General features: G+C 41.7%; 18 protein-coding genes. 13 read left to right on the top strand and 5 right to left on the bottom strand.

The features are described 5' to 3' along the window. Window positions 1–376: 376 nt before the first annotated feature. Together F957_RS13070 and radA are read right to left on the bottom strand one after the other, a co-directional pair. Window positions 377–1,357 (bottom strand): Tim44 domain-containing protein, encoded by a 981-nt coding sequence (locus F957_RS13070; protein ID WP_016540839.1) that lies wholly within the window; start codon window positions 1,355–1,357, stop codon window positions 377–379. A 95-nt stretch (window positions 1,358–1,452) separates the two neighbouring features. Further along, complete coding sequence (gene radA, locus F957_RS13065; RefSeq protein WP_004654686.1) at window positions 1,453–2,841, bottom strand: DNA repair protein RadA; 1,389 nt, start codon at window positions 2,839–2,841, stop codon at window positions 1,453–1,455. Between the two features lie 359 nt (window positions 2,842–3,200). On the opposite strand from radA, the gene F957_RS13060 reads away from it, so the two are divergent. The 7 genes from F957_RS13060 to F957_RS13030 all read left to right on the top strand — a co-directional run bounded on the left by F957_RS13060 (window position 3,201) and on the right by F957_RS13030 (window position 10,544). Continuing rightward, a complete protein-coding gene (locus F957_RS13060) occupies window positions 3,201–4,709 on the top strand; it encodes an alanine/glycine:cation symporter family protein (RefSeq protein ID WP_016540840.1) in 1,509 nt (502 codons plus the stop codon). Between the two features lie 293 nt (window positions 4,710–5,002). Further along, a complete protein-coding gene (locus F957_RS13055; protein ID WP_004654682.1) occupies window positions 5,003–6,415 on the top strand; it encodes an amino acid permease in 1,413 nt (470 codons plus the stop codon). A gap of 141 nt (window positions 6,416–6,556) precedes the next feature. After that, window positions 6,557–6,796, top strand: coding sequence for an LPS translocon maturation chaperone LptM (lptM, locus tag F957_RS13050; RefSeq protein ID WP_004654681.1), 240 nt, complete (start codon window positions 6,557–6,559; stop codon window positions 6,794–6,796). 22 nt (window positions 6,797–6,818) lie between these two features. Further along, window positions 6,819–8,069 carry a diaminopimelate decarboxylase gene (gene lysA / locus F957_RS13045; protein ID WP_016540841.1) on the top strand — a complete coding sequence of 417 codons (1,251 nt, stop codon included), beginning with the start codon at window positions 6,819–6,821 and terminating at the stop codon, window positions 8,067–8,069. 6 nt (window positions 8,070–8,075) lie between these two features. Next, the gene (gene dapF, locus F957_RS13040; RefSeq protein WP_016540842.1) at window positions 8,076–8,930 is read left to right on the top strand and encodes a diaminopimelate epimerase; all 855 of its coding nucleotides are present in this window, start codon (window positions 8,076–8,078) and stop codon (window positions 8,928–8,930) included. Window positions 8,931–9,007: 77 nt separating this feature from the next. Next, entirely contained in the window at window positions 9,008–9,934 is a 927-nt protein-coding gene (locus F957_RS13035) for an ADP-ribosylglycohydrolase family protein (RefSeq protein WP_016540843.1), read from the top strand. A gap of 1 nt (window position 9,935) precedes the next feature. Further along, a complete protein-coding gene (locus tag F957_RS13030; RefSeq protein ID WP_016540844.1) occupies window positions 9,936–10,544 on the top strand; it encodes an alpha/beta fold hydrolase in 609 nt (202 codons plus the stop codon). A 42-nt stretch (window positions 10,545–10,586) separates the two neighbouring features. Here the strand turns inward: F957_RS13030 and F957_RS13025 are convergent, their stop codons facing one another. After that, complete coding sequence (locus F957_RS13025) at window positions 10,587–11,201, bottom strand: LysE family translocator (RefSeq protein ID WP_016540845.1); 615 nt, start codon at window positions 11,199–11,201, stop codon at window positions 10,587–10,589. Between the two features lie 162 nt (window positions 11,202–11,363). Here F957_RS13025 and xerA point away from each other — a divergent pair, with 162 nt between their 5' ends. The 6 genes from xerA (at window position 11,364) to F957_RS13000 (ending at window position 18,756) form a co-directional block, all read left to right on the top strand. After that, a complete protein-coding gene (gene xerA / locus F957_RS13020) occupies window positions 11,364–12,251 on the top strand; it encodes a site-specific tyrosine recombinase/integron integrase (protein ID WP_171068273.1) in 888 nt (295 codons plus the stop codon). 438 nt (window positions 12,252–12,689) lie between these two features. Then, window positions 12,690–13,439, top strand: a complete 750-nt coding sequence (locus tag F957_RS13015; protein WP_004654672.1) for an electron transfer flavoprotein subunit beta/FixA family protein — start codon at window positions 12,690–12,692, stop codon at window positions 13,437–13,439. A 17-nt stretch (window positions 13,440–13,456) separates the two neighbouring features. Next, window positions 13,457–14,392, top strand: coding sequence for an FAD-binding protein (locus F957_RS13010; RefSeq protein WP_016540847.1), 936 nt, complete (start codon window positions 13,457–13,459; stop codon window positions 14,390–14,392). Between the two features lie 17 nt (window positions 14,393–14,409). After that, window positions 14,410–14,571 carry a hypothetical protein gene (locus F957_RS21495; protein WP_016540848.1) on the top strand — a complete coding sequence of 54 codons (162 nt, stop codon included), beginning with the start codon at window positions 14,410–14,412 and terminating at the stop codon, window positions 14,569–14,571. Between the two features lie 590 nt (window positions 14,572–15,161). Further along, complete coding sequence (gene gyrA, locus F957_RS13005; RefSeq protein WP_016540849.1) at window positions 15,162–17,891, top strand: DNA gyrase subunit A; 2,730 nt, start codon at window positions 15,162–15,164, stop codon at window positions 17,889–17,891. 148 nt (window positions 17,892–18,039) lie between these two features. Beyond that, complete coding sequence (locus F957_RS13000; protein WP_016540850.1) at window positions 18,040–18,756, top strand: hypothetical protein; 717 nt, start codon at window positions 18,040–18,042, stop codon at window positions 18,754–18,756. A gap of 14 nt (window positions 18,757–18,770) precedes the next feature. Here the strand turns inward: F957_RS13000 and F957_RS12995 are convergent, their stop codons facing one another. Together F957_RS12995 and F957_RS12990 are read right to left on the bottom strand one after the other, a co-directional pair. Continuing rightward, window positions 18,771–19,883 (bottom strand): ABC transporter permease, encoded by a 1,113-nt coding sequence (locus F957_RS12995; protein ID WP_016540851.1) that lies wholly within the window; start codon window positions 19,881–19,883, stop codon window positions 18,771–18,773. After that, window positions 19,880–21,010 carry an ABC transporter permease gene (locus F957_RS12990; RefSeq protein ID WP_016540852.1) on the bottom strand — a complete coding sequence of 377 codons (1,131 nt, stop codon included), beginning with the start codon at window positions 21,008–21,010 and terminating at the stop codon, window positions 19,880–19,882. The genes F957_RS12995 and F957_RS12990 overlap by 4 nt, the downstream gene beginning before the upstream one ends. Between the last annotated feature and the right edge of the window lie 2 nt (window positions 21,011–21,012).

The following is a 21,012-nucleotide window of genomic DNA, read 5'->3' on the forward strand; positions in this document are numbered from 1 at the left end:
AATGGCTGAATGGCTGAATGGCTGAATGGCTGAATGGCTGAATGGCTGAATGGCTGAATGGCTGAATGGCTGAATGGCTGAATGGCTGAATGGCTAGATAAGGTGCTCGCTTAGGATAAATGATCTTAATAAAATTGGGTTTATTCCCCAAAAGAGGAATGGTTTTTCTATAATTATATCCGTTAGTATCAATAGACTGATCGTGCTAGGTTGTGTTTTCACGGTAATAATAAGCATAAAACGTTGTTCTATTTACACTCCGCCATTCTCCGATATAGAGAGTGGCTTTTTTTAGCTTTGATTTCTTGTGTCTATCATATTCAGCTAATAAAAAAAGAGCTGTCGAAACAGCTCTTTTGACATCAATAAAAACAGATTAAGCTTGTTGAATACCAGCAACAACCCAGTCTTGCTGTGAGCCAGCTGGCTTCACAAAATGCCAGATTTCAGCAAAGGGTTGCGGTAAGCTATTCAAGTCTTCACTGACAGTACCAGTAAAGCGCACGCTCACGATGTATTGACCATTTTCAGTCGAACTTTCCACAACCATTGCATTGAGGTTGCTAAATTCAGCAACGTCTTGGTCTTGGTTCGACATAATGTCGCTGTACATTGAGCTATAGAGCTCAGGTGTTAAGTAACGGCGAATTTCTTCGATATTGCTTGCGCTGTTCACTGACTGGATGTGGTTAAAGCGTTGACGCGCGATACGCAAGAATGCAGCAGGTTCAGTGCCATCTGGTAACTGGTTGCCACTACTCATTGACGCGCCACCAAACGGTGCTTGTGTTGGCGCACCACCACCAACTGACTGACCAAAAATATTGGTGTTGTCGCCAGTCTGGCGAGCAGTCGGTTGAGGTGGGGTTTGACGACCAAAATTATTTTGGCCGCCATTGTTTGGAGCGTATGGGTTATTGGCTGCTAATTTTTTTTTTGCGCCTAATTTGCGGAACACAAAGAAGGCGATCGCAGCAGCAAGAAGCACCCAAAGCCAGCTAGGGATACCACCTTTTTCTTCCTGTTGTTGCGCTTGTTGAGTTGCTTGTTGCTCAGTTGCAGTTGGGTTCTGTTGTTTATCATCTGCCAACGCATTCGCTGCAACAGCACCTACTGCAGCACCTGCGACACCCGCAGCAACCATTGTACCAACACCTGGGCCAGATTTTTGTGGCGCAGTTTGTTGTTGAGGTGCTGGAGTTGCTTGGCGTGATGGTTGGTAAGATTGGCTAGATGAACTAGATCTGCTCATGCCGTGGCTTTTACCGCCACCTGCACGCTTTGCTTCCGCAAGTGGTGCAGCAACCAAAGTTGCCATTAAAAGAGCTGCCATCAAGCCACGCTGGTGTACTTGCATCGAAAATTCCTATTTAAATCCAATTTGTAAATGTATTTATGCATGTATTTCGATGGAATTTCAATAACAAAAGTATGTTTTTTTATGTCAAGCCATTAGCCTAACTCATCACTCAACTGCATAGCTTCGGTCAGGGCTTCATGTAAGCGTGCCACGGCAATGATTTGTACGCCATCAATTGACTTCTGTGGTGCATTGCCTCGAGGTAAGATCACATACTTAAAGCCATGTTTTGCTGCTTCTTTCAGTCGTTCTTGACCATTCGGTACAGGGCGAATTTCGCCCGAGAGTCCGACTTCACCAAACACAGCCAATTGCTGTGGCAAGGCTTTTCCTCTTAAACTAGAAGCACATGCCAGTAGTACCGCTAGGTCAGAACCTGTTTCTGTAATTTTTAAACCGCCAACCACATTGACATAGACATCTTGTCCTGAGGTTTGTACGCCACCATGTCTATGCATCACTGCTAATAACATATTCAAACGGTTTTGTTCCAAACCGAGTGCCACACGACGGGGTTGTCCATGTGCATCATCAACCAATGCCTGTACTTCAACGAGTAGTGGGCGTGTCCCTTCACGGCTAATCATTACAATAGAACCCGGAATCGCTTCATCATAACGACTCAGAAAAATCGCCGATGGATTGGCAACCTCACGCAAACCTTTATCGGTCATGCCAAACACACCGAGTTCATTGACTGCACCAAAACGGTTCTTTACTGCACGAATCATGCGATAACGTGAATCTGATTGGCCTTCAAAATACAGTACACAATCGACCATATGTTCTAGAACACGAGGACCAGCAAGTGAACCTTCTTTGGTCACATGGCCGACAATGAATAAAGCAGTACCGCTATTCTTGGCGAAACGGGTTAGCAAAGCTGCGGATTCACGGATCTGTGAAACACCCCCAGGGGCAGATTGTAATGTTTCGGTATAGAGGGTTTGAATCGAGTCGAGGATTGCGACGACAGGACGCTCTTGTGCCAGTACTTCACAGATACGCTCGACGCAGGTTTCAGCCATCACCTTGAGCGAGTCTGTCGGTAGATCCAAACGCTGGGCACGTAAAGCCACTTGCGAAAGTGATTCCTCACCTGTGACATAAAGGGCAGTACTTTTTTTACTGGCCATATGGGTGGCGGTTTGCAACAGAATGGTAGATTTACCAATCCCGGGATCACCGCCAATCAGCACCACCGAACCAATGACTAGACCGCCACCGAGCACGCGATCAAATTCGCTAATTCCTGTCGGAACGCGGGTTTCATTGGAGACTGTGACTTGATTGAGCGTAGTAATACTGGCTGCTTGCCCCGCATAGCCGCCTATTTTAGCTTGGCCGCGATGTGTTACTGCTGGCTCAATTCGAACCTCAAGCAGGCTATTCCATTCGCCACATTCAGTACATTGACCCGTCCATTTAGGATGGTCTGCACCACATTGTTCACATCGGTAAACGGTTTTAATTTTTGCCATAAGATAAAATTGAAAAGTTTCTTAAAATTAGATAAAAAAGAATCAGGACGAAAATTTCTAACAATGCTGATCGTTCTTTAAGGAATAACAAAACGAAGACGGCATGATTTCGTCGCAGATTGGTTAAAGGGAAGTGCTCAGAAAAATAACATGATATACAACTTTTACAAGGTGTAGACAGTGTGTTTTTAGCAATCGCTTTTTTTGTTCAATTCACTTTTTCCATGGATGGTGTTGGTGTGTTCGCTTATTTGTTGTCATGAGGTTTTGATCGAATGGCATAGATATTGCTCATGCTCAGACGAATGGAAATTTAGCAGTGGCTATTTTTTCAAAATATATAATAAAGGTTGATGTCTATGAGTGCAGCAGAAATTGTAAATTGGGTAAATGGAATTATCTGGAGTCCAGCGCTGATCTATTTATGCCTAGGCGCTGGTTTATTTTTTTCTATTTTAACTCGGTTTGTGCAGGTTCGCCAAATTAAGGAAATGGCAAAGCTGTTAATTAATGGTTCATCCTCCGCGCAAGGGATTTCCTCATTCCAAGCGCTGTCAGTGTCCTTATCTGGACGTGTCGGGGTCGGTAATATTGCGGGAGTGGCGGCGGCAATTGGGTTTGGTGGTCCAGGCGCTGTATTTTGGATGTGGTTGGTTGCATTTTTGGGTGCAAGTACCGCGTATGTCGAATCCACTCTCGGCCAAATTTATAAGGTCGAATACCAAGGTGAATATCGTGGTGGGCCTGCATTTTATTTTGATCGTGGTTTAGGCCAGCGCTGGTTAGGGATTCTCTTTGCAATTGCTGCAATTGTCTCCTGTGGTTTATTCCTGCCTGGCATTCAAGCGAATGCGGTGGGTAATGCGTTTACCCAAATTACTGGTCAGGGCGCCATCGTGTTTGGCAATGTTGGGACGTATAAACTATTAGCGTTGATTGTGATTGTCTCTTTATTGGCAATCATTATTTTTGGTGGAATTAAACGTATTGCCCGCTTCGCAGAGCTAGTTGTTCCATTTATGGCCTTGGGTTATATCTTGATGGCCGTGATTATTGTGGCGATGAATATCCAAGAATTACCTGGCGTGATCAAACTCATCTTTGAAGATGCATTTTCGCCAATGGCAGGGATTGGCGCTGCAATTGGTTGGGGGGTAAAACGTGGTGTTTACTCCAATGAAGCAGGACAAGGTACTGGACCGCATGCCGCTGCAGCCGCAGAAGTTCAGCATCCAGCACAGCAAGGTTTTGTGCAAGCTTTCTCCATTTATGTCGATACGCTATTTGTATGTTCTGCAACAGCCTTTATGATTTTGATTACGGGCATGTATAACGTACAGGGGACTTTAGAAGCTGGGCAATTTATCGTGCAAAATGTAGCAGCTACCACTGAAATTGGTTCACCTGCATTTACACAAATGGCAGTCAGCACCGTATTTGGTGGTTTTGGTCAAATCTTTGTTGCCTTGGCGGTATTCTTCTTCGCCTTTACCACGATTGTGGCCTATTACTATATTGCTGAAACAAATATCACTTATCTGAGCTATATCACCAAAACGCCATCTCTTTTATTTATCACCAAATGCTTCATTATGATTTCCGTGGCTTATGGTGTACTCAGCGCAACGGGTTATATTTGGGGGATTGGTGATATTGGGGTCGGTTTGATGGCATGGATTAATATCATCGGTATTATCGTGACCTATTTTGTATGGAAACCGACCATTAAGGCTTTACGTGACTATGAAGAGCAACAAAAAGCAGGAGTTAAGGAGTTTACATTTGATCCAATTAAATTGGGTATCCGCAATGCAACTTTTTGGGAGGAGCGTCTCAAAAATAAACAGAAGCAAACTTCTAATGATTGAATTATAAATCAATATTTTCTCGAGTAGAAAAAGAGTGGCTTAAATCGCCACTCTTTAATTTTGAAGTACCTTTTTATGACTGATGAGTTGCCCTCATAAGTTCATTGTATTGTTTTGGCCTTGTGCGTATGATCGAATTCAATTGTATTTAACTTGAAAAATACAGGTAAAAAATTGCTTAGCTGAATTCAGCCAATCTATAGATAACGAGAAAAGATATCGAAAATGGTACGAATCGTTATTGAGAGCTGATCTTAGCTAATGAACTAAAAACACTGGAGAGTTTTTGTAAAATGTCGAATCAAAATCTGAGTGAGGCTGCTGAGCAAAGCGGACTTCACCGTAGTCTATCTAATCGACATCTACAGTTGATTGCGATTGGCGGTGCAATCGGAACAGGGTTGTTCATGGGGTCTGGTAAAACCATTAGTTTGGCTGGGCCATCTATTCTGTTTATTTATATGACCATTGGTTTGATGGTGTTCTTCGTAATGCGTGCATTAGGGGAACTGTTACTATCCAACCTTAACTACAAATCTTTTATCGATTTATCGACGGATTTAATTGGTCCTTGGGCTGGTTATTTTGTTGGTTGGACCTACTGGCTCTGTTGGGTCACCATTGGTATCGCAGATTTATCAGCCATTATTTACTATCTGGAATTCTTTAATGGTGGCGAGTCATTTACACCTTTAGGTGGTCTACTGATTAGTACTGTGGCGATCCTGTTTGTACTGGGTTTGAACCTGGTCACCGTAAAACTGTTCGGTGAAATGGAGTTCTGGTTTGCAATGGTGAAGATCACCGCAATTATTGTCTTGATTGCTGTTGGTCTATGGATGATCTTTACTGGATTTACCAATGCTTCTGGTACGGTTGCAAGTGTTTCGAACCTTTGGACACATGGTGGCATGTTCCCGAAAGGTCTTGATGGATTCTTGGCAGGCTTCCAGATTGCGATTTTCGCCTTTGTTGGTGTGGAGTTGGTCGGGACTACGGCTGCAGAAACGCAAGATCCGAAACGTAACTTACCGAAAGCGATTAACTCGATTCCAATCCGTATCATTATTTTCTATGTATTGGCATTGTTCGTGGTGATGTGTGTAACCCCTTGGGATCAAATCAATCCTAAAGTGAGTCCATTCGTAAATATCTTCTCACAAGCAGGTATTGCTTCTGCCGCGATTATCATGAACTTGGTGGTATTATCGTCAGTGATGTCATCAATGAACAGCGGTGTATTCTCAACTAGCCGTATGTTATTTGGTTTATCAACGGATGAGCAAGCACCAAAGCTATTTGGTAAATTATCAAAGTCTGCAGTTCCTGCAAAAGCTTTGATTTTCTCATCAATCTGTATCTTCATTGGTGCGTTTGTTCAGTTCGTTTATAAATTACAAACGGGTACTAACGATGAAGTAACTGCATTCACGCTTGCAACAACACTATCAACGATTCTGTTCATCTGCGTATGGATCATTATTATGTGGAGTTATATCAACTACCGCAAAAATCGTCCTGAACTGCATGCGCAATCAACATTTAAACTGCCTGGCGGTGTGTTTACCTGTTGGGTGGTGATTTTATTCTTCCTTGCAACAATCTACTTCCTTGCCTTGGATGAAACCACGTTGGAATCACTCAAAGTTAGCCCGATCTGGTTTGTTATTTTGGCAATTGGTTATTTCTTCTATAAGAAAAAGTAATTCTTTATCCGATTTAACACAAAACGCCGACCTCAAAGTCGGTGTTTTTTTATGGTTATTGTTTGATTCATTCAAGTTTAGACTTTAGCCAATCTAATGATCACGCTATACTGCTCCGAATTGTAAAAGTTAGGTGCACAGATGCTTAAAGTCATTTGTTCTATCAGTGTATTGCTGAGCAGCGTTATTTTAACTGCATGTGGTCAGTCAGGTGCATTGCAATTACCATCTGATCAAAATCAGGATAAGCGCGCTAAATATCTGCTTTATAAAAATGAAGCACCTCAGGCTAAGGCTTCATCTGATGCAAAAGCAGATCAAGCAGAGGTAGAACGCCAAGCAACATCGTCAACGACTCAATCACAGACCATCTCACCTTAAGTTTGTAAATAAGGACATCTTCATGAGTTTCACCCGCATTAATGGAGTATTGCACGCTGAGCAATGTTCACTGGATCAGCTCGCACAGCAATATGGCACGCCTTTATATGTGTATTCAAAAGCAACTTTTGAAAAGCATTATTTGGATATGCACCGTGCTTTTGATTTTATTGATCATCAAATCTGTTTTGCGGTGAAGTCAAACTCAAATATCGCTGTTCTGCGTGTATTGGCAAAAGTCGGTGCGGGTTTTGATATCGTGACCGGTGGAGAATTAGCACGTGTTTTGGCGGCGGGTGGTGAGCCTTCGAAAATCGTATTTTCTGGTTTAGGTAAATCTGAAGCCGATATCGAAAAAGCCTTAAATGTTGGGATTGCTTGCTTTAATGTGGAATCACATGCTGAGTTAGATCGGATTCAGAAAGTTGCAGCAAAACTTGGTAAAAAAGCACCGATTTCTTTACGTGTAAATCCAGATGTAGATGCCAAAACCCATCCTTATATCTCAACAGGGTTGAAAGAAAACAAGTTTGGTATTCCAAGTGATGCGGTGAATGAAACCTATCAATATGCAGCATCGTTAGCAAATCTTGAGATTGTTGGGATTGATTGTCATATCGGTTCACAGTTGACCGAGACCAAGCCTTTTGTAGATGCACTTGATCGTGTCATTTTGATGATTGAGCAATTGAAAAGTTTGGGGATCAACCTCAAACATATTGATATCGGTGGTGGTTTGGGGGTTCGTTATAAAGATGAAACCCCGCCAAGTATTGCAGAATATGCCAATGCGATGCGTCCAGCTTTAGAAAAGTTGGGTCTCAAAGTCTATATGGAACCTGGGCGTAGTATTTCTGCCAATGCAGGCGCATTATTAACAAAAGTTGATTTATTGAAACCAACAAACCATCGTAACTTTGCCATTATTGATGCGGCGATGAATGATTTAATTCGTCCTGCTTTATATGAAGCGTGGATGGATATTCAGTCGGTCAATCCAAATCCTGATGTTGCAGTTAAAACTTGGGATTTGGTCGGTGCCATCTGTGAAACAGGCGATTTCTTGGGTAAAGAGCGTGATTTAGCACTTCAGGAAAATGATGTGTTGGCGGTATTAGGTGCGGGTGCATACGGTTTTGTGATGAGCTCGAACTACAATACCCGTGGTCGTGCTGCTGAAGTTATGGTCAGTGGTGATCAAGCCTATTTAATTCGTGAACGTGAAACCATAGAATCACTCTGGGAAAAAGAGCGTTTGTTGCCTGAGGAGTAAATTAAGATGTATTTAGAATTTACCAAAATGCATGGTCTTGGCAATGATTTTATGGTCGTTGACCTTGTGACCCAGCGTGCTTATTTAGATACAGTCACGATTCAACGTTTGGCTGATCGTCATTTTGGCGTGGGTTTTGATCAGCTATTGATTGTTGAACCGCCTGATTTGCCAGATGTCGATTTTAAATATCGAATTTTTAATGCCGATGGTTCTGAAGTCGAACAATGTGGTAATGGGGTGCGTTGTTTTGCGCGCTTTGTACATGAGCGTCAACTCACGACCAAAACTAAAATTCGTGTGCAAACCAAAGCAGGGATTGTTGAACCTGAATTGGGTGCAAATGGTTGGGTGCGCGTCAACATGGGACCACCAAAATTTCTGCCAGAAGAAATCCCATTTGTGACCCAAGAGCATGAAGATATTGAAGGTTTATACGCATTAGAGCTTGCAGATAACCAGAACATTAATATTGATGTGGTGAACATGGGTAATCCGCATGCGGTCACCATTGTTCCTGATGTATTGACTGCGGATGTTGAGCGTATTGGTCCACAAGTGGAATCACATGCACGTTTTCCTGCACGTGTGAATGCTGGATTTATGCAAATTCTGGATGAAAAGCATATCCGTTTACGTGTGTTTGAGCGTGGTGTCGGTGAGACTTTAGCCTGTGGTACAGGGGCTTGTGCCGCAGCGGTAAGTGGTATGCGCCGTGGTCTACTTGCCAATGAAGTTGAAGTGCAGCTTGCAGGTGGTAAGTTACATATTGCTTGGCGTGAAGGTGATGTGGTGTGGATGACTGGTCCAACCACACATGTTTATGATGCCCGTTTGGATTTAAGATACTTCCAAGGCTAAATTAGACTGATTTTAGGTAAAAAGTCTGAGGTTAGGCTTTTTACCTTTTATTTTTACAATAATAAAATGTGAGAAAAATGAAAAATAAGATTCGTGGTGCTATTTATGGTTTATTAATCGGTGATGCGGTTGGTGTGCCTTATGAATTTAACTTACCTGAACAACTCCCTCATATTGTTGATATCGATATGATTCCGCCTAAAAATTTTAGTCGAACCTATCCTGATATTCCAATTGGCACCTGGTCCGATGATGGTGCACAAGCTTTGTGTTTATTGGCATCTTTACTTCATTGTCAAAAGTTAGATCCAGTTGATTTAATGAATCGCATTGCGAATTGGTATCAGTTTGGATATATGGCTCCTGATTATCATGTATTTGATGTGGGGGTGCAGACAGCAACAGCCATTCGACAATATTTACAAGGCACGCCAATTATGCAAGTCGCGATTGATGATGAACATGCTAATGGCAATGGGGCATTGATGAGAGTTCTACCATTAGCGTTGTGGCATCAAGGGACAGACGAGGCATTAATTTTAGCTGCCTATTTACAATCTCATATTACCCATGCGCATCTACGCTCAAAAGTATGTTGTGCTTTATATTGTTTATGGGCGAGATATATTTTAAAAGGGATGACGATTAATGCCGCGTGGTCACATGCTGTGACTATCTTAAGAGGGTATTATGGAAATCGACCAGATGAATTGGAGCAATTAGAATTTTTCATCCGCCCTGATGATTTAGAGGGAGGAACGGGAAGCGGTTATGTTGTGGATTGCCTCAAATCAGCTTATTTAGCCTTACAAGAGTCCAGCTACCAAGCCGTGATAAAAAAAGCAATTTCTTTGGGGCGTGATACGGATACAACAGCATGTGTGGCTGGTGGATTGGCAGGACTTGCTTTTGGGTATGAGGATATTCCTGCTGTATGGTTACAGCAGTTAAGAGCCAAGGAAATGGTTGAGCCTTTGCTTGCACAATTGATAGAAGACAAATGAGATGAACATCGTCTTTCTTGCTGGCGCATCAGGCAATACACAATTTTGGAATCCTCTGATTGCACAGCTTCCTCATCATTATACAAAGCAAGTGATTGCTTATCCTGGTTTTCATGGGGTGGCAACAAACCCTGATATTCACAGTTTTGATGATCTGAGCAATTATGTGCTTGCACAGATTCAACAGCCTTCTATTCTGATTGCCCAATCCATGGGTGGAATCTTTGCGATTGCATCAGCATTACAGAAATCAGATTTGGTGAAAGGTTTAGTGTTGATTGCAACTTCGGGTGGAATTAATTTTGACCGATTTCAAGTTCAAGACTGGCGGCAGTTTTATCAGCAGGAATATATTGAATATCCTGATTGGTTTATGACAACGAAAGTCGACTATGAGCAACATTTACCAGATATAGAGGTGGATACTTTATTGATCTGGGGTAATCAAGATCCGATTAGTCCGATTGAGGTTGGACAATATTTAAATCAGATCTTGCAAAAAGCCAAACTCTATATTGTAGAAGATGGTGATCATCAACTGGCAGAGAAATGTGCTGATGAGGTTGCCATACAAATTAATGGTTATTTAAAAAATTTAAAGCAGGAATGAAACGGATATTGAGCGTGCTGCGATCAGCACGCTTTTTATTGTTTATCGTTTGCTGAAAGCCAGTTTCAATGCAAACAAAATAAAAATACTGCCTGTGATGCGATCCATGTAGCGAATAAATTTAGGTTGTTTTAAATAAGCAGAAATGGACTGCATTGCAGCGATCAGAAAAATTGACCAGATCAAGCCGATCACGACATGAATCATCACCAGTCCCATAGTCCATATAATTGGAGACGAAGACTGTGGAATAAACTGTGGCAAAAAGGAAATATAAAAAATACCGACTTTGGGATTGAGTAAATTGCCCCAAAAACCTTTAATAAACCAGTTTTGTGTTGTTACTGCTGAATCATTTACATTCGCAAGTTGGCTACGGGGTTTTAAAAGGAGATTGAGTCCTAACCATGTCAGGTAAATTGCACCCATCCATTTCAAGGCATTGAAGGCCAGATCCGAAGTCATCAGCAACGCACCTAAACCACAGGCCACAATAATTCCCCATACAATACAGCCAAGATTAATCCCCAAAGCCGCCTGAAAGGCTTTGGCTTTGCCCTCCAAGGTAGCAGTACGAATAATCAGCGTGGTATCTAAACCCGGAGTAAGCGTGAGCAAAGTAATTGCAATGAGATAAGGAATAAGCATGGCTGTCATCGGTCAAGCACCATTTAAAACTTGAAAATGATTGTAGTACAGAGCAAGAGATTCTTCGATATTTGTTTAATGATAAAGAGAAGTAAAATTTGTTAGACTATCGTTGTTGGTATCGGCATAACACTGGAGAGCAACTTGGAAAGCCCTGAAAAACTGCTGTCCATGTGGTTAAAAGAACGGATCATTCAAAATCAGTCTGAACATACCATTGCAGCCTATCAGCGTGATTTAACCGATTTCTTTAAGTTTTGTGAATACAAGCAATTGCAACTGCAAGATGTTGAAGCTTCTGATTTGCGGGAATATCTGGCGGCAAGGGTTGAGCGAGATCAACTGAGTAGCAGTAGCTTACAGCGTCATTTAACGTCAATTCGCCAATTTATGAAATGGGCAGAACAAGGTCAGTATTTAGAACAGAATCCATCTGAAGATTTTCGATTAAAACGCCAACCGCGACCTTTACCAGGGATGATTGATATTGAAACCGTTCACCAAATTTTAGACCAAGCAGCACCAGAGAAACCGATCGAACAACAATTATGGTTACGTGATAAAGCCATGCTCGAATTGCTTTATTCCAGTGGTCTTCGTTTGGCAGAATTACAAGGATTGACGATTAAAGATGTCGACTTTAATCGGCAACTGTTACGGATTACAGGGAAGGGCAATAAAACACGTATTGTTCCTTTTGGTTTAAAGGCCAAAGACAGTTTGGTTGAATGGTTGAAAATCTATCGAATTTGGCTAGGTGGCTTTAATGCGGATTCATCGGTTTTTATCTCACAACGTGGTAATGTCTTAACACCACGTCAAATTGAAAATCGGGTCAAGTTACAAGCACAACGTGCAGGTGTGAATGTCGATTTACATCCTCATTTATTACGCCATTGTTTTGCCAGTCATATGCTGTCTGCCAGTGGGGATTTACGTTCTGTACAAGAGATGTTGGGGCACAGTAATTTGTCGACTACCCAGATTTATACCCATGTTGACTTCGAACAACTGGCTAAAGTGTATGATCAAACCCATCCGCGTGCGCAAAAAAGCTAATTCTTGATATATTATGTTGCAAAATTGAGCGTTTAATAGTCGACTACTTTTCCTGTTTATTTCTGGTATTCGTTTAATTGCTGTTCTTACTTAATTGCCACGTTTTTGCAAAATCCAAAACACTTGTAATTTTGCTAGAAACGATCAGTTACAGATCATCCTTAGTTAAATTAAAATGCCTGTTTTAGATCGTTGAATTTTATAAAATATTAAAAAAATCAAAGTTTAATATTCATCATATTTATAAGCTAAATTTGTAGCACCGATAATTATTTTCAATATGTGAACTGAGCGTTTCATCTTTTTTATTGCCATAGCGGAAATTGTGACTTGACCGAAATGCCAAATACATTGCAAGATAGGGCACCTAAAAAGTTTCAATCGAAGAGTTAGAATGCTCTTCATTACATTTACTTGCTTAGAACAGCCGAGGATTACATGAAGGCTCTTGTCGCTGTAAAACGTGTGGTTGATGCCAACGTAAAAGTTCGTGTTAAGCCGGACAATAGTGGGGTTGACCTTACCAACGTTAAGATGTCAATCAACCCATTCTGTGAAATCGCAGTGGAAGAAGCGGTTCGCTTAAAAGAAAAAGGAACAGTTTCTGAAATCGTTGTTGTTTCAGTGGGTTCTAAAGACGCTCAAGAACAAATTCGTTCTGCAATGGCTTTAGGTGCTGACCGTGGTATTTTAGTTGAAACGGCTGATGAAGTTGGCGCTCTAGAAGTTGCTAAAATCTTGAAAGGCGTTGTTGATGCTGAAAAACCAGAACTTATTCTTCTTGGTAAACAAGCAATTGATGACGACTCTAACCAAGTAGGTCAAATGCTTGGTGCTTTACTTGGTGCAGGTCAAGGTACTTTCGCATCTGAAGTTAAAGTTGACGGTGGTAAAGTTCAAGTAACTCGTGAAGTTGACGGTGGTTTACAAACTGTTGAGCTTGCACTTCCTGCAATCATCACGACTGACTTACGTTTGAATGAGCCACGTTATGCTGCTCTTCCAAACATCATGAAAGCGCGTAAAAAACCGCTTGATACCAAGTCACCTGCTGATTATGGCGTTGCAACAGGCACTAAGCTTAAAACAATTAAAGTTGAAGCTCCTGCTGAACGTAAAGCTGGCGTACAAGTGAAGTCTGTAGACGAGCTTGTTGAAAAATTGAAAAACGAAGCGAAAGTGATCTAATACAGAAGGATAAAATCATGAGTATTTTAGTTATCGCTGATCACAACAACCAGACACTTAACGGTGCAACTTTAAACGTTGTTGCGGCAGCTCAAAAAATCGGTGGTGATATTACTGTATTAGTTGCTGGTTCTGGCGCTCAAGCAGTTGCTGACGCTGCTGCTAAAGTTGCTGGCGTGAGCAAAGTATTACTTGCTGACAATGCAGCTTATGCAAACCAATTGGCTGAAAACGTTGCTGGCTTAGTTGCTGACATCGCGAAAGGCGGATACAAATACGTATTGGCTGCTTCTACAACAACAGGTAAGAACGTTCTTCCTCGCGTTGCTGCGCTTCTTGACGTAAGCATGATCTCAGACATCATCGCTGTTGAATCTGCAAACACGTTCAAGCGTCCAATCTACGCAGGTAATGCAATCGCAACTGTTCAATCTGACGAAGCAATTATCGTGGGTACAGTTCGTGGTACAGCCTTTGATGCAGTTGCTGCTGAAGGCGGTTCTGCTGCAGTTGAAGCGGTTGCTGAAGCGAAAGATGCGGGTATTTCTAAGTTTGTAAGTGAAGAAATCGTGAAACTAGATCGTCCAGAGTTAACTGCTGCACGTATCGTTGTTTCTGGTGGTCGTGGTGTCGGTTCTGGTGAAAACTATCACAAAGTACTTGATCCATTGGCTGACAAGCTTGGTGCTGCTCAAGGTGCTTCACGTGCTGCGGTAGATGCTGGCTTTGTACCAAACGACTTCCAAGTTGGTCAAACTGGTAAAATCGTTGCGCCAGATCTTTATATGGCGATTGGTATCTCTGGTGCGATTCAACACTTGGCAGGTATGAAAGATTCTAAAGTTATTGTTGCAATCAACAAAGACGAAGAAGCGCCAATCAACAGTGTTGCTGACTACTGGTTAGTAGGCGATTTGAACACTGTAGTACCTGAATTGGTATCTAAACTTTAATTCGCTCTGAATAAAAGTTGAAGAACGCTCCGAAAGGGGCGTTTTTTTATGCCTTAAACGCTTGGGTAATTGTAATCACAGTTTATTTTGTTGTTTTAGCCATCAATGGTGGGGTATGGCTATTTTTACTGATCTGGGTTAATAAAGATCGTGTTGAGCATAATGTGCGTCGTATTTAGGTTATCCGGACAAATACATTCTGGATCCCCAGGCGGTACTTAAATAGCACTAGAATCAAAAATAAGAGCTATTTGTCGTGGGAGTCTGGGGAGGAGCTAAAGAGGGCTTGTTTACGCCGATTGGCATATCATTCATTTTCAGATGGTTTTTATTAAACAAGCTTTTGGTTGCGTTTTGCTATTTTATAAGTCAGCGACAGAATTCCATACATAAAAGGTTTAAATAAGGCTTGGATTTGGTGATCTGTAGGCTAAAACTTAATATGCATTATCGCGCTGAAACAACCAGCTAAATCTTATTTGATTCAACAGTTTTATTGAATCATTTGATGAACTTTTGCTTAAAAAGTCTACGAATCCATTTTTATTGGTGGATATGATATTTGATAATTTTAAGTTATTCATTTATATAATTTTTTTATTGTAAAAAAATGCTATTTTTAGATGCTTAAACTCACAGTTGATTTGTGCTTTGTGCTATAATTTTTCGCTGTATTTTTTATTTTTAGTTCAAGCCCTTGAGCTAAAATTTTGCAAGATTGAAGACATAAAAACAGGTACAACTCTCTACCTGTAAACAAGGAGTATGCATGAGCGTATCGGAAATCAGACCGATTGCCATTGAGGACGAACTCAAGCATTCATATCTAGATTACGCGATGAGCGTAATTGTATCTCGTGCATTGCCAGATGTTAGAGACGGTCTAAAACCTGTTCATCGTCGCGTATTATATGCGATGCACGAATTGGGCAATGATTATAACAAAGCGTACAAAAAGTCTGCTCGTGTTGTCGGGGACGTGATCGGTAAATATCACCCTCATGGTGACAGTGCAGTATACGAAACAATTGTTCGTATGGCGCAGGACTTCAGCTTGCGTTACATGTTGGTTGATGGTCAGGGTAACTTCGGTTCGGTCGATGGGGATAGCGCGGCAGCAATGCGTTATACCGAAGTTCGTATGCAAAAACTCACCCATGAAATTTTGGCTGATCTAGAAAAAGATACGGTTGATTGGGAAGATAACTACGACGGTTCTGAGCGTATTCCTCAAGTAATGCCAACGCGTATTCCAAATCTACTGATTAACGGTACGACAGGTATTGCGGTGGGTATGGCGACCAATATGGCGCCACACAACATGACCGAAGTGGTCAATGCATGTTTGGCCTATGCCAATAACCCGAATATCTCTGTAGAAGGTTTGATGGAGCACATTACTGGCCCAGATTTCCCTACAGGCGGTATTATTTACGGTAAATCAGGCATCGTAGATGCTTACCGTACCGGTAAAGGCCGTTTGCATATTCGTGGTAAATATCATTTCGAAGAAGACCAGAAAACAGGTCGTACCACGATCGTCTTTACTGAAATTCCTTATCAGGTCAATAAGGCAAAAACCATTGAGCGTATTGCCGAGTTAGTCAAAGAAAAGAAACTTGAAGGGATTTCTGAACTTCGTGACGAGTCTGATAAAGACGGTATGCGTATTGCCATCGACTTGAAGCGTGGTGAAAACGCTGAAGTTGCGGTGAATAATTTATTCTTGCATACACAATTACAAAACTCGTTCAGCATCAACATGGTCTGTCTCGACAATGGTCAGCCAAAGTTGATGAATCTGAGAGAGATTATTGCGGCATTTATTCGTCACCGCCAAGAAGTTGTGACACGTCGTACCATGTACGAATTGCGTAAAGCACGCGAGCGTGGTCATATCTTGGAAGGTTTGACGGTTGCCTTAGCCAATATTGATGCCATTATTGAAACCATCAAAACTTCGGCTAACCCAGCTGAAGCGCGCGAGCGTTTACAAGCAGGTGAGTGGGCCGGTGGTGGTGTGGTTGCATTGCTTGAAAAAGCAGGCGCTATCTCTGTTCGCCCAGATGAGATTGAAGGTGAAGACCCAACACGTCCATTTGGCTTGTCGGGTGATATCTATCGTTTGTCACCGACTCAAGTTGGCGCGATCTTAGAGTTGCGTTTACACCGCTTAACAGGCTTGGAACAAGACAAGTTACACGCAGAATATACTGAAATCTTAGGTCAAATTGCCGAATTAACTGCAATTCTGAGTGATTTTAACCTACTGATGAATGTGATTCGTGAAGAGCTTGCGTTGATCTTGCAACAATATGGTGATGGTCGTCGTACTGAGATTGTCGAGTCTGGTGTTGATTTCTGCCGTGAAGACTTGATTCCTGAAGAGCAAGTTGTATTGACTGTATCTCAAACAGGTTATGCGAAAACTCAGCCACTGTCTGATTATCAAGCGCAACGTCGTGGTGGTCGTGGTAAGTCTGCAACAGCAATGAAAGATGATGACATCATCCAACATTTAATTGTGGCGTCAAACCATGCAACGGTACTGTGCTTTACAAATGTGGGTAAAGTTTACCGCTTACGCGTATTTGAAGTTCCGCAGGCTTCGCGTGGCGCAAAAGGTCGTCCAATTATTAATTTGCTTCCACTGGATGCGAATGAGACTGTGACTGCGATCTTGCCATTGACGGAATTCCCTGAAAATCACTATGTGTTTATGGCAACTGCGTCAGGTACGGTCAAACGTGTTGAACTTGCACAATTTAGTAATGTTCGTTCAAACGGTTTACGTGCAATTGAGCTGAATGAAGAAGATACCTTGATTGGTGTTGCGATTACCGATGGTAACCAGCAGATCATGTTGTTCTCGAATGAAGGTAAGGCAATTCGTTTTGCTGAAACTGATGTTCGTGCCATGGGGCGTACTGCCAAAGGTGTACGTGGTATGCGTGTCAGCTTCGCTAGCAATACCATTGAAGCTGAAGATGCCGATGTTGAAAATGATGATAGTGATGACAATGATGATTCATCAGATTCAAACTTAGTCAGCCGCATTGTTTCACTCGTCGTTGTGCCTGAAACGGGTGAAGTGCTATGTGCATGTGCCAATGGTTATGGTAAACGCACCCCAGTTGATGACTTCCCAACCAAGAAGCGTGGCGGTAAGGGGGTAATCGCGATTAAGACCAGTGAGCGTAATGGTGAGCTTGTCGGCGCAGTATCAATTGATGAAAGCAAAGAACTCATGTTGATTTCTGATGGTGGTACTTTGGTACGTACACGTGCTGCCGAAGTAGCAACCACCGGTCGTAATGCGCAAGGTGTTCGTTTGATCCGCTTGAGTGATGCTGAAACCTTAGTTGGTGTGGTATCTATTGAAGCAGTAGAGGATGACGAAGAGTTAGATGCGATTGATGATGTAGAAAATACTGAAGCTGAAGCAATCACTTCTGAACAAGTCGCTGCTGAGCCGAAAGATGATACACCTGAAGCGTAAACAATAATGTTTAAAAAACCCAAAGTTCTCTTTGGGTTTTTTTATATTTATTGCAAAATTAACTTTAATTTTTTCATATTGGTCAATCTAATGATTTTGTTCTAAAAGTATAAAATATATTGATATTAAAATAAGTGAGAAAATAACAATGTCAAAAAAATATGCGCCGATCTATCCGCATGATCCTATGGTTGAAATTTTTGAAAATATTTACTTACTAAGAGGCAGTATCAAGCTTGGATTTGGTCTCTCTATGAATCGTAATATGGTTATTATCAAACAAAACAATGAGCTGACTCTAATTAATGCAGTTCGGATGTCTGAAACAGAATTAGAAAAATTGGAAGCTTTAGGGGCGGTTAAACATGTCATTCGCTTAGGTGACTTTCATGGCTTAGATGATCAGTTTTATATTGATCGCTATCAGGTAACATTTTGGAGTCAATCACACCATGTGAACTACTCTGGTTTATTTCCGACAAAGACCATTCAAACAGATGTCGTTCCACCAATTAAAAATGCTGAATTTTTTATTTTTGAACAGGCAACTTGCCCTGAAGCTATTTTATATATGGAGGATAAAAAGCTTTTGATCACTACGGATAGTATTCAATACTGGAGTGATTGGAAATATTTTAGTTTTCTAAGCAAAATTATTATTTACCTCATGGGATTTCGGTTGGGCTTATTTATTGGTGGGTCTTGGTTGAAAAGAGTCACACCAAAATCTACTAGCTTAAAAAATGATTTTGATCGGTTACTACAATTGGATTTTCAGCATTTAGTTGCAGCACATGGCACAGTTTTAGAAAACTCAGCTAAAGAAAAATTAGGAAACGTCGTCAAAAAGCAATTTGGTATCTGATGATAGAAAGGAAGCTATTCAGCTTCCTTTTTTATTGGTTCCATTATAACCAAGCGATAATAAGAAATCGCCAATAATATTGCAGCAACAGTTGCAAGATAAATCAGTTTTGGTACCACAATGGCAGTTGGTACGCCCATCTGATTGAGCTGAACAAACATTTGTACACCATGGGTTGAAGGTAGTGTCCATGCAAAGTATTGCATCCAATGTGGCATGGCTTCATGTGGCCACGCAGTGCCTGTCAGCAAAAATAGGGGGACGGACGTCACCACAATCAAATGACCCACTCGTTCTGGCATATCGACCAGTGAACCGACCAGCATCCCTAATCCAATCACGCAGCTGACATAAATCGGTACGGCAAGCAGCATGCCCCAGAAATTGCCGCCATGTGGATACTCATATAACCAGAAGGTAAAGCCAAATAAATACAGGCAGCCTAAACAACCCGTGGTAAAGATCGCTGCAAAAGTGGCCCAGAACTCGACAGGTTTTGCCACCCAGCCTTGTTCACGATAACTGGCAGTCAGCATGGCAAGGCCAAGCAAAATAGTCTGATGAATAATCAAACTGGCCACAGCAGGGAAGATATAACTGCCATAACCCGACAGGGTATTAAACAAAGGAATTTGATGAATTGAAAGTTCTGGTTCAAAAGCAGAAGCATTGCCAAATTTTTCCAAATGCTCTTTTAAGGTATATTCAATTGAGCCTGCTAAGCCTACACCAACTTCTTTGGTTCGAATGAAATAAGCGGTACTGAGATATAGACCAATTCCCCCCATCTCGCCACGTTTTAAGCTATTGGTGAGATTTTCAGGAAGTAGCAAAATACCTTCAGCTTGCTGGTTTTTCACCATCCGTTGTGCTTCGAGAAAGCTATCTGTCACGGTGGTAATCTTAATATGCGGGCTATTCGATGCTTGGCTAATGATTTTTGAAGTTAAAATGCTTTGTTCTTCATCCACAATCACAATCGGGATATCTTCTGCAGATTGTGCTTTATAGGCAGTAGGATAGAAAAAACTATAGAGCAAGATTGCCGCAATGAGGGTGGTAAATACCGAGCTATTGGCAAAGATGTTTTTAAATGTCTGTAGGTAATAGCCGAAAAATGATTTCATGAGCAGAGCTCCTGAGAATTTTTCTTTAACAGACGGACACTTAGCATAAAAAATAAGCCTGCAAAGATCAGTAGTATCCCTAATGGAAGCAGTGAAACATACAGATCACTGCCAATTATCCATTGCTCAGTTTGTAATTTGGCATAAGGGGTATAGGGAATAATCATTGACCAGAATTGAGTAAATGCAGGGGCATTATTCAAGGGTAGGGTAATGCCTGAGAAGCTCGGTGAAGATCCGCCATAAAGTGCGATAAAACCAAAGGTTTTGGGTAAATTCTGAGTAGCTAACACCACTGTACTGCTAATCACGGCATAGGCAAAATACAGCAAAAACTGTGCAACCAGAATGAGCGTCAGTGAACCCGCGATAAAGTAACCACGTATATGTGCGAGCCAGAACATCCAGCACCAAGTCCAAGCACAGAAAATAAAGACATAGAGCAGGATTTTACCCAGTAGGCTGGAGACAATTTGTTTTGAGTTCACCCATTCGCCAACGGTCTTGCGCTTAAATTCCTGACCAATGGCAAAAGCCACACAGCAACATAGGAGTAAATGTAAGACTGCTGGTACCATAAACGGTTCCAGAAATAGTTCATAACTCATACTTGGATTATAAAGCGTTGAGATTTTAATATGTGGTGTGGGCATGTCTAAATAGGGAATAGTATTGGCTAAATAACTTTGCCCCATATAATCAGCCAGACCATTTAAGGTACTGATCAGCATGGCAGAGGAAATGGTATTCCCGATACTAAAAAAAGACTGGTTATAGGCAATGCTGATCTGCGCATCTTGGGCTTTGACCAGACGTTGCTCAGCCCCTTCAGGGATCATCACGAATCCCCACGCTTCGGTTTTATTGATGAGTCGTTCGGCTTCATCTTGGCTAGCCGTAATGGTTTTAACCTTTAAGGTGTGATTAATGCTGAGCGCATGAATCACCTTACGACTCATTTCACTTTGATCTTGATCAATCACCACAATGGGTAAATGTTCAGCTTTACCCGCTGAAAACATGCTGCCAAACAACAGAATCACCAGTAACGGGGCAATAACCGCCATAAAAAAATCAACTTTATGGCGTTTTAAATAGTGCAATTCCCGCAGCATCACTGCAAACATCG

This window comes from Acinetobacter gyllenbergii CIP 110306 = MTCC 11365, from assembly GCF_000413855.1.
Taxonomy (GTDB): domain Bacteria; phylum Pseudomonadota; class Gammaproteobacteria; order Pseudomonadales; family Moraxellaceae; genus Acinetobacter; species Acinetobacter gyllenbergii.

What these genes read in the sequence shown, in the direction of transcription:
- F957_RS13070 (WP_016540839.1), bottom strand. Translation starts at nt 1,357, where the DNA reads ATGCAAGTACACCAGCGTGGCTTGATGGCAGCTCTTTTAATGGCAACT.
- radA (WP_004654686.1), bottom strand. Translation starts at nt 2,841, where the DNA reads ATGGCAAAAATTAAAACCGTTTACCGATGTGAACAATGTGGTGCAGAC.
- F957_RS13060 (WP_016540840.1), top strand. Translation starts at nt 3,201, where the DNA reads ATGAGTGCAGCAGAAATTGTAAATTGGGTAAATGGAATTATCTGGAGT.
- F957_RS13055 (WP_004654682.1), top strand. Translation starts at nt 5,003, where the DNA reads ATGTCGAATCAAAATCTGAGTGAGGCTGCTGAGCAAAGCGGACTTCAC.
- lptM (WP_004654681.1), top strand. Translation starts at nt 6,557, where the DNA reads ATGCTTAAAGTCATTTGTTCTATCAGTGTATTGCTGAGCAGCGTTATT.
- lysA (WP_016540841.1), top strand. Translation starts at nt 6,819, where the DNA reads ATGAGTTTCACCCGCATTAATGGAGTATTGCACGCTGAGCAATGTTCA.
- dapF (WP_016540842.1), top strand. Translation starts at nt 8,076, where the DNA reads ATGTATTTAGAATTTACCAAAATGCATGGTCTTGGCAATGATTTTATG.
- F957_RS13035 (WP_016540843.1), top strand. Translation starts at nt 9,008, where the DNA reads ATGAAAAATAAGATTCGTGGTGCTATTTATGGTTTATTAATCGGTGAT.
- F957_RS13030 (WP_016540844.1), top strand. Translation starts at nt 9,936, where the DNA reads ATGAACATCGTCTTTCTTGCTGGCGCATCAGGCAATACACAATTTTGG.
- F957_RS13025 (WP_016540845.1), bottom strand. Translation starts at nt 11,201, where the DNA reads ATGACAGCCATGCTTATTCCTTATCTCATTGCAATTACTTTGCTCACG.
- xerA (WP_171068273.1), top strand. Translation starts at nt 11,364, where the DNA reads ATGTGGTTAAAAGAACGGATCATTCAAAATCAGTCTGAACATACCATT.
- F957_RS13015 (WP_004654672.1), top strand. Translation starts at nt 12,690, where the DNA reads ATGAAGGCTCTTGTCGCTGTAAAACGTGTGGTTGATGCCAACGTAAAA.
- F957_RS13010 (WP_016540847.1), top strand. Translation starts at nt 13,457, where the DNA reads ATGAGTATTTTAGTTATCGCTGATCACAACAACCAGACACTTAACGGT.
- gyrA (WP_016540849.1), top strand. Translation starts at nt 15,162, where the DNA reads ATGAGCGTATCGGAAATCAGACCGATTGCCATTGAGGACGAACTCAAG.
- F957_RS13000 (WP_016540850.1), top strand. Translation starts at nt 18,040, where the DNA reads ATGTCAAAAAAATATGCGCCGATCTATCCGCATGATCCTATGGTTGAA.
- F957_RS12995 (WP_016540851.1), bottom strand. Translation starts at nt 19,883, where the DNA reads ATGAAATCATTTTTCGGCTATTACCTACAGACATTTAAAAACATCTTT.
- F957_RS12990 (WP_016540852.1), bottom strand. Translation starts at nt 21,010, where the DNA reads ATGTTTGCAGTGATGCTGCGGGAATTGCACTATTTAAAACGCCATAAA.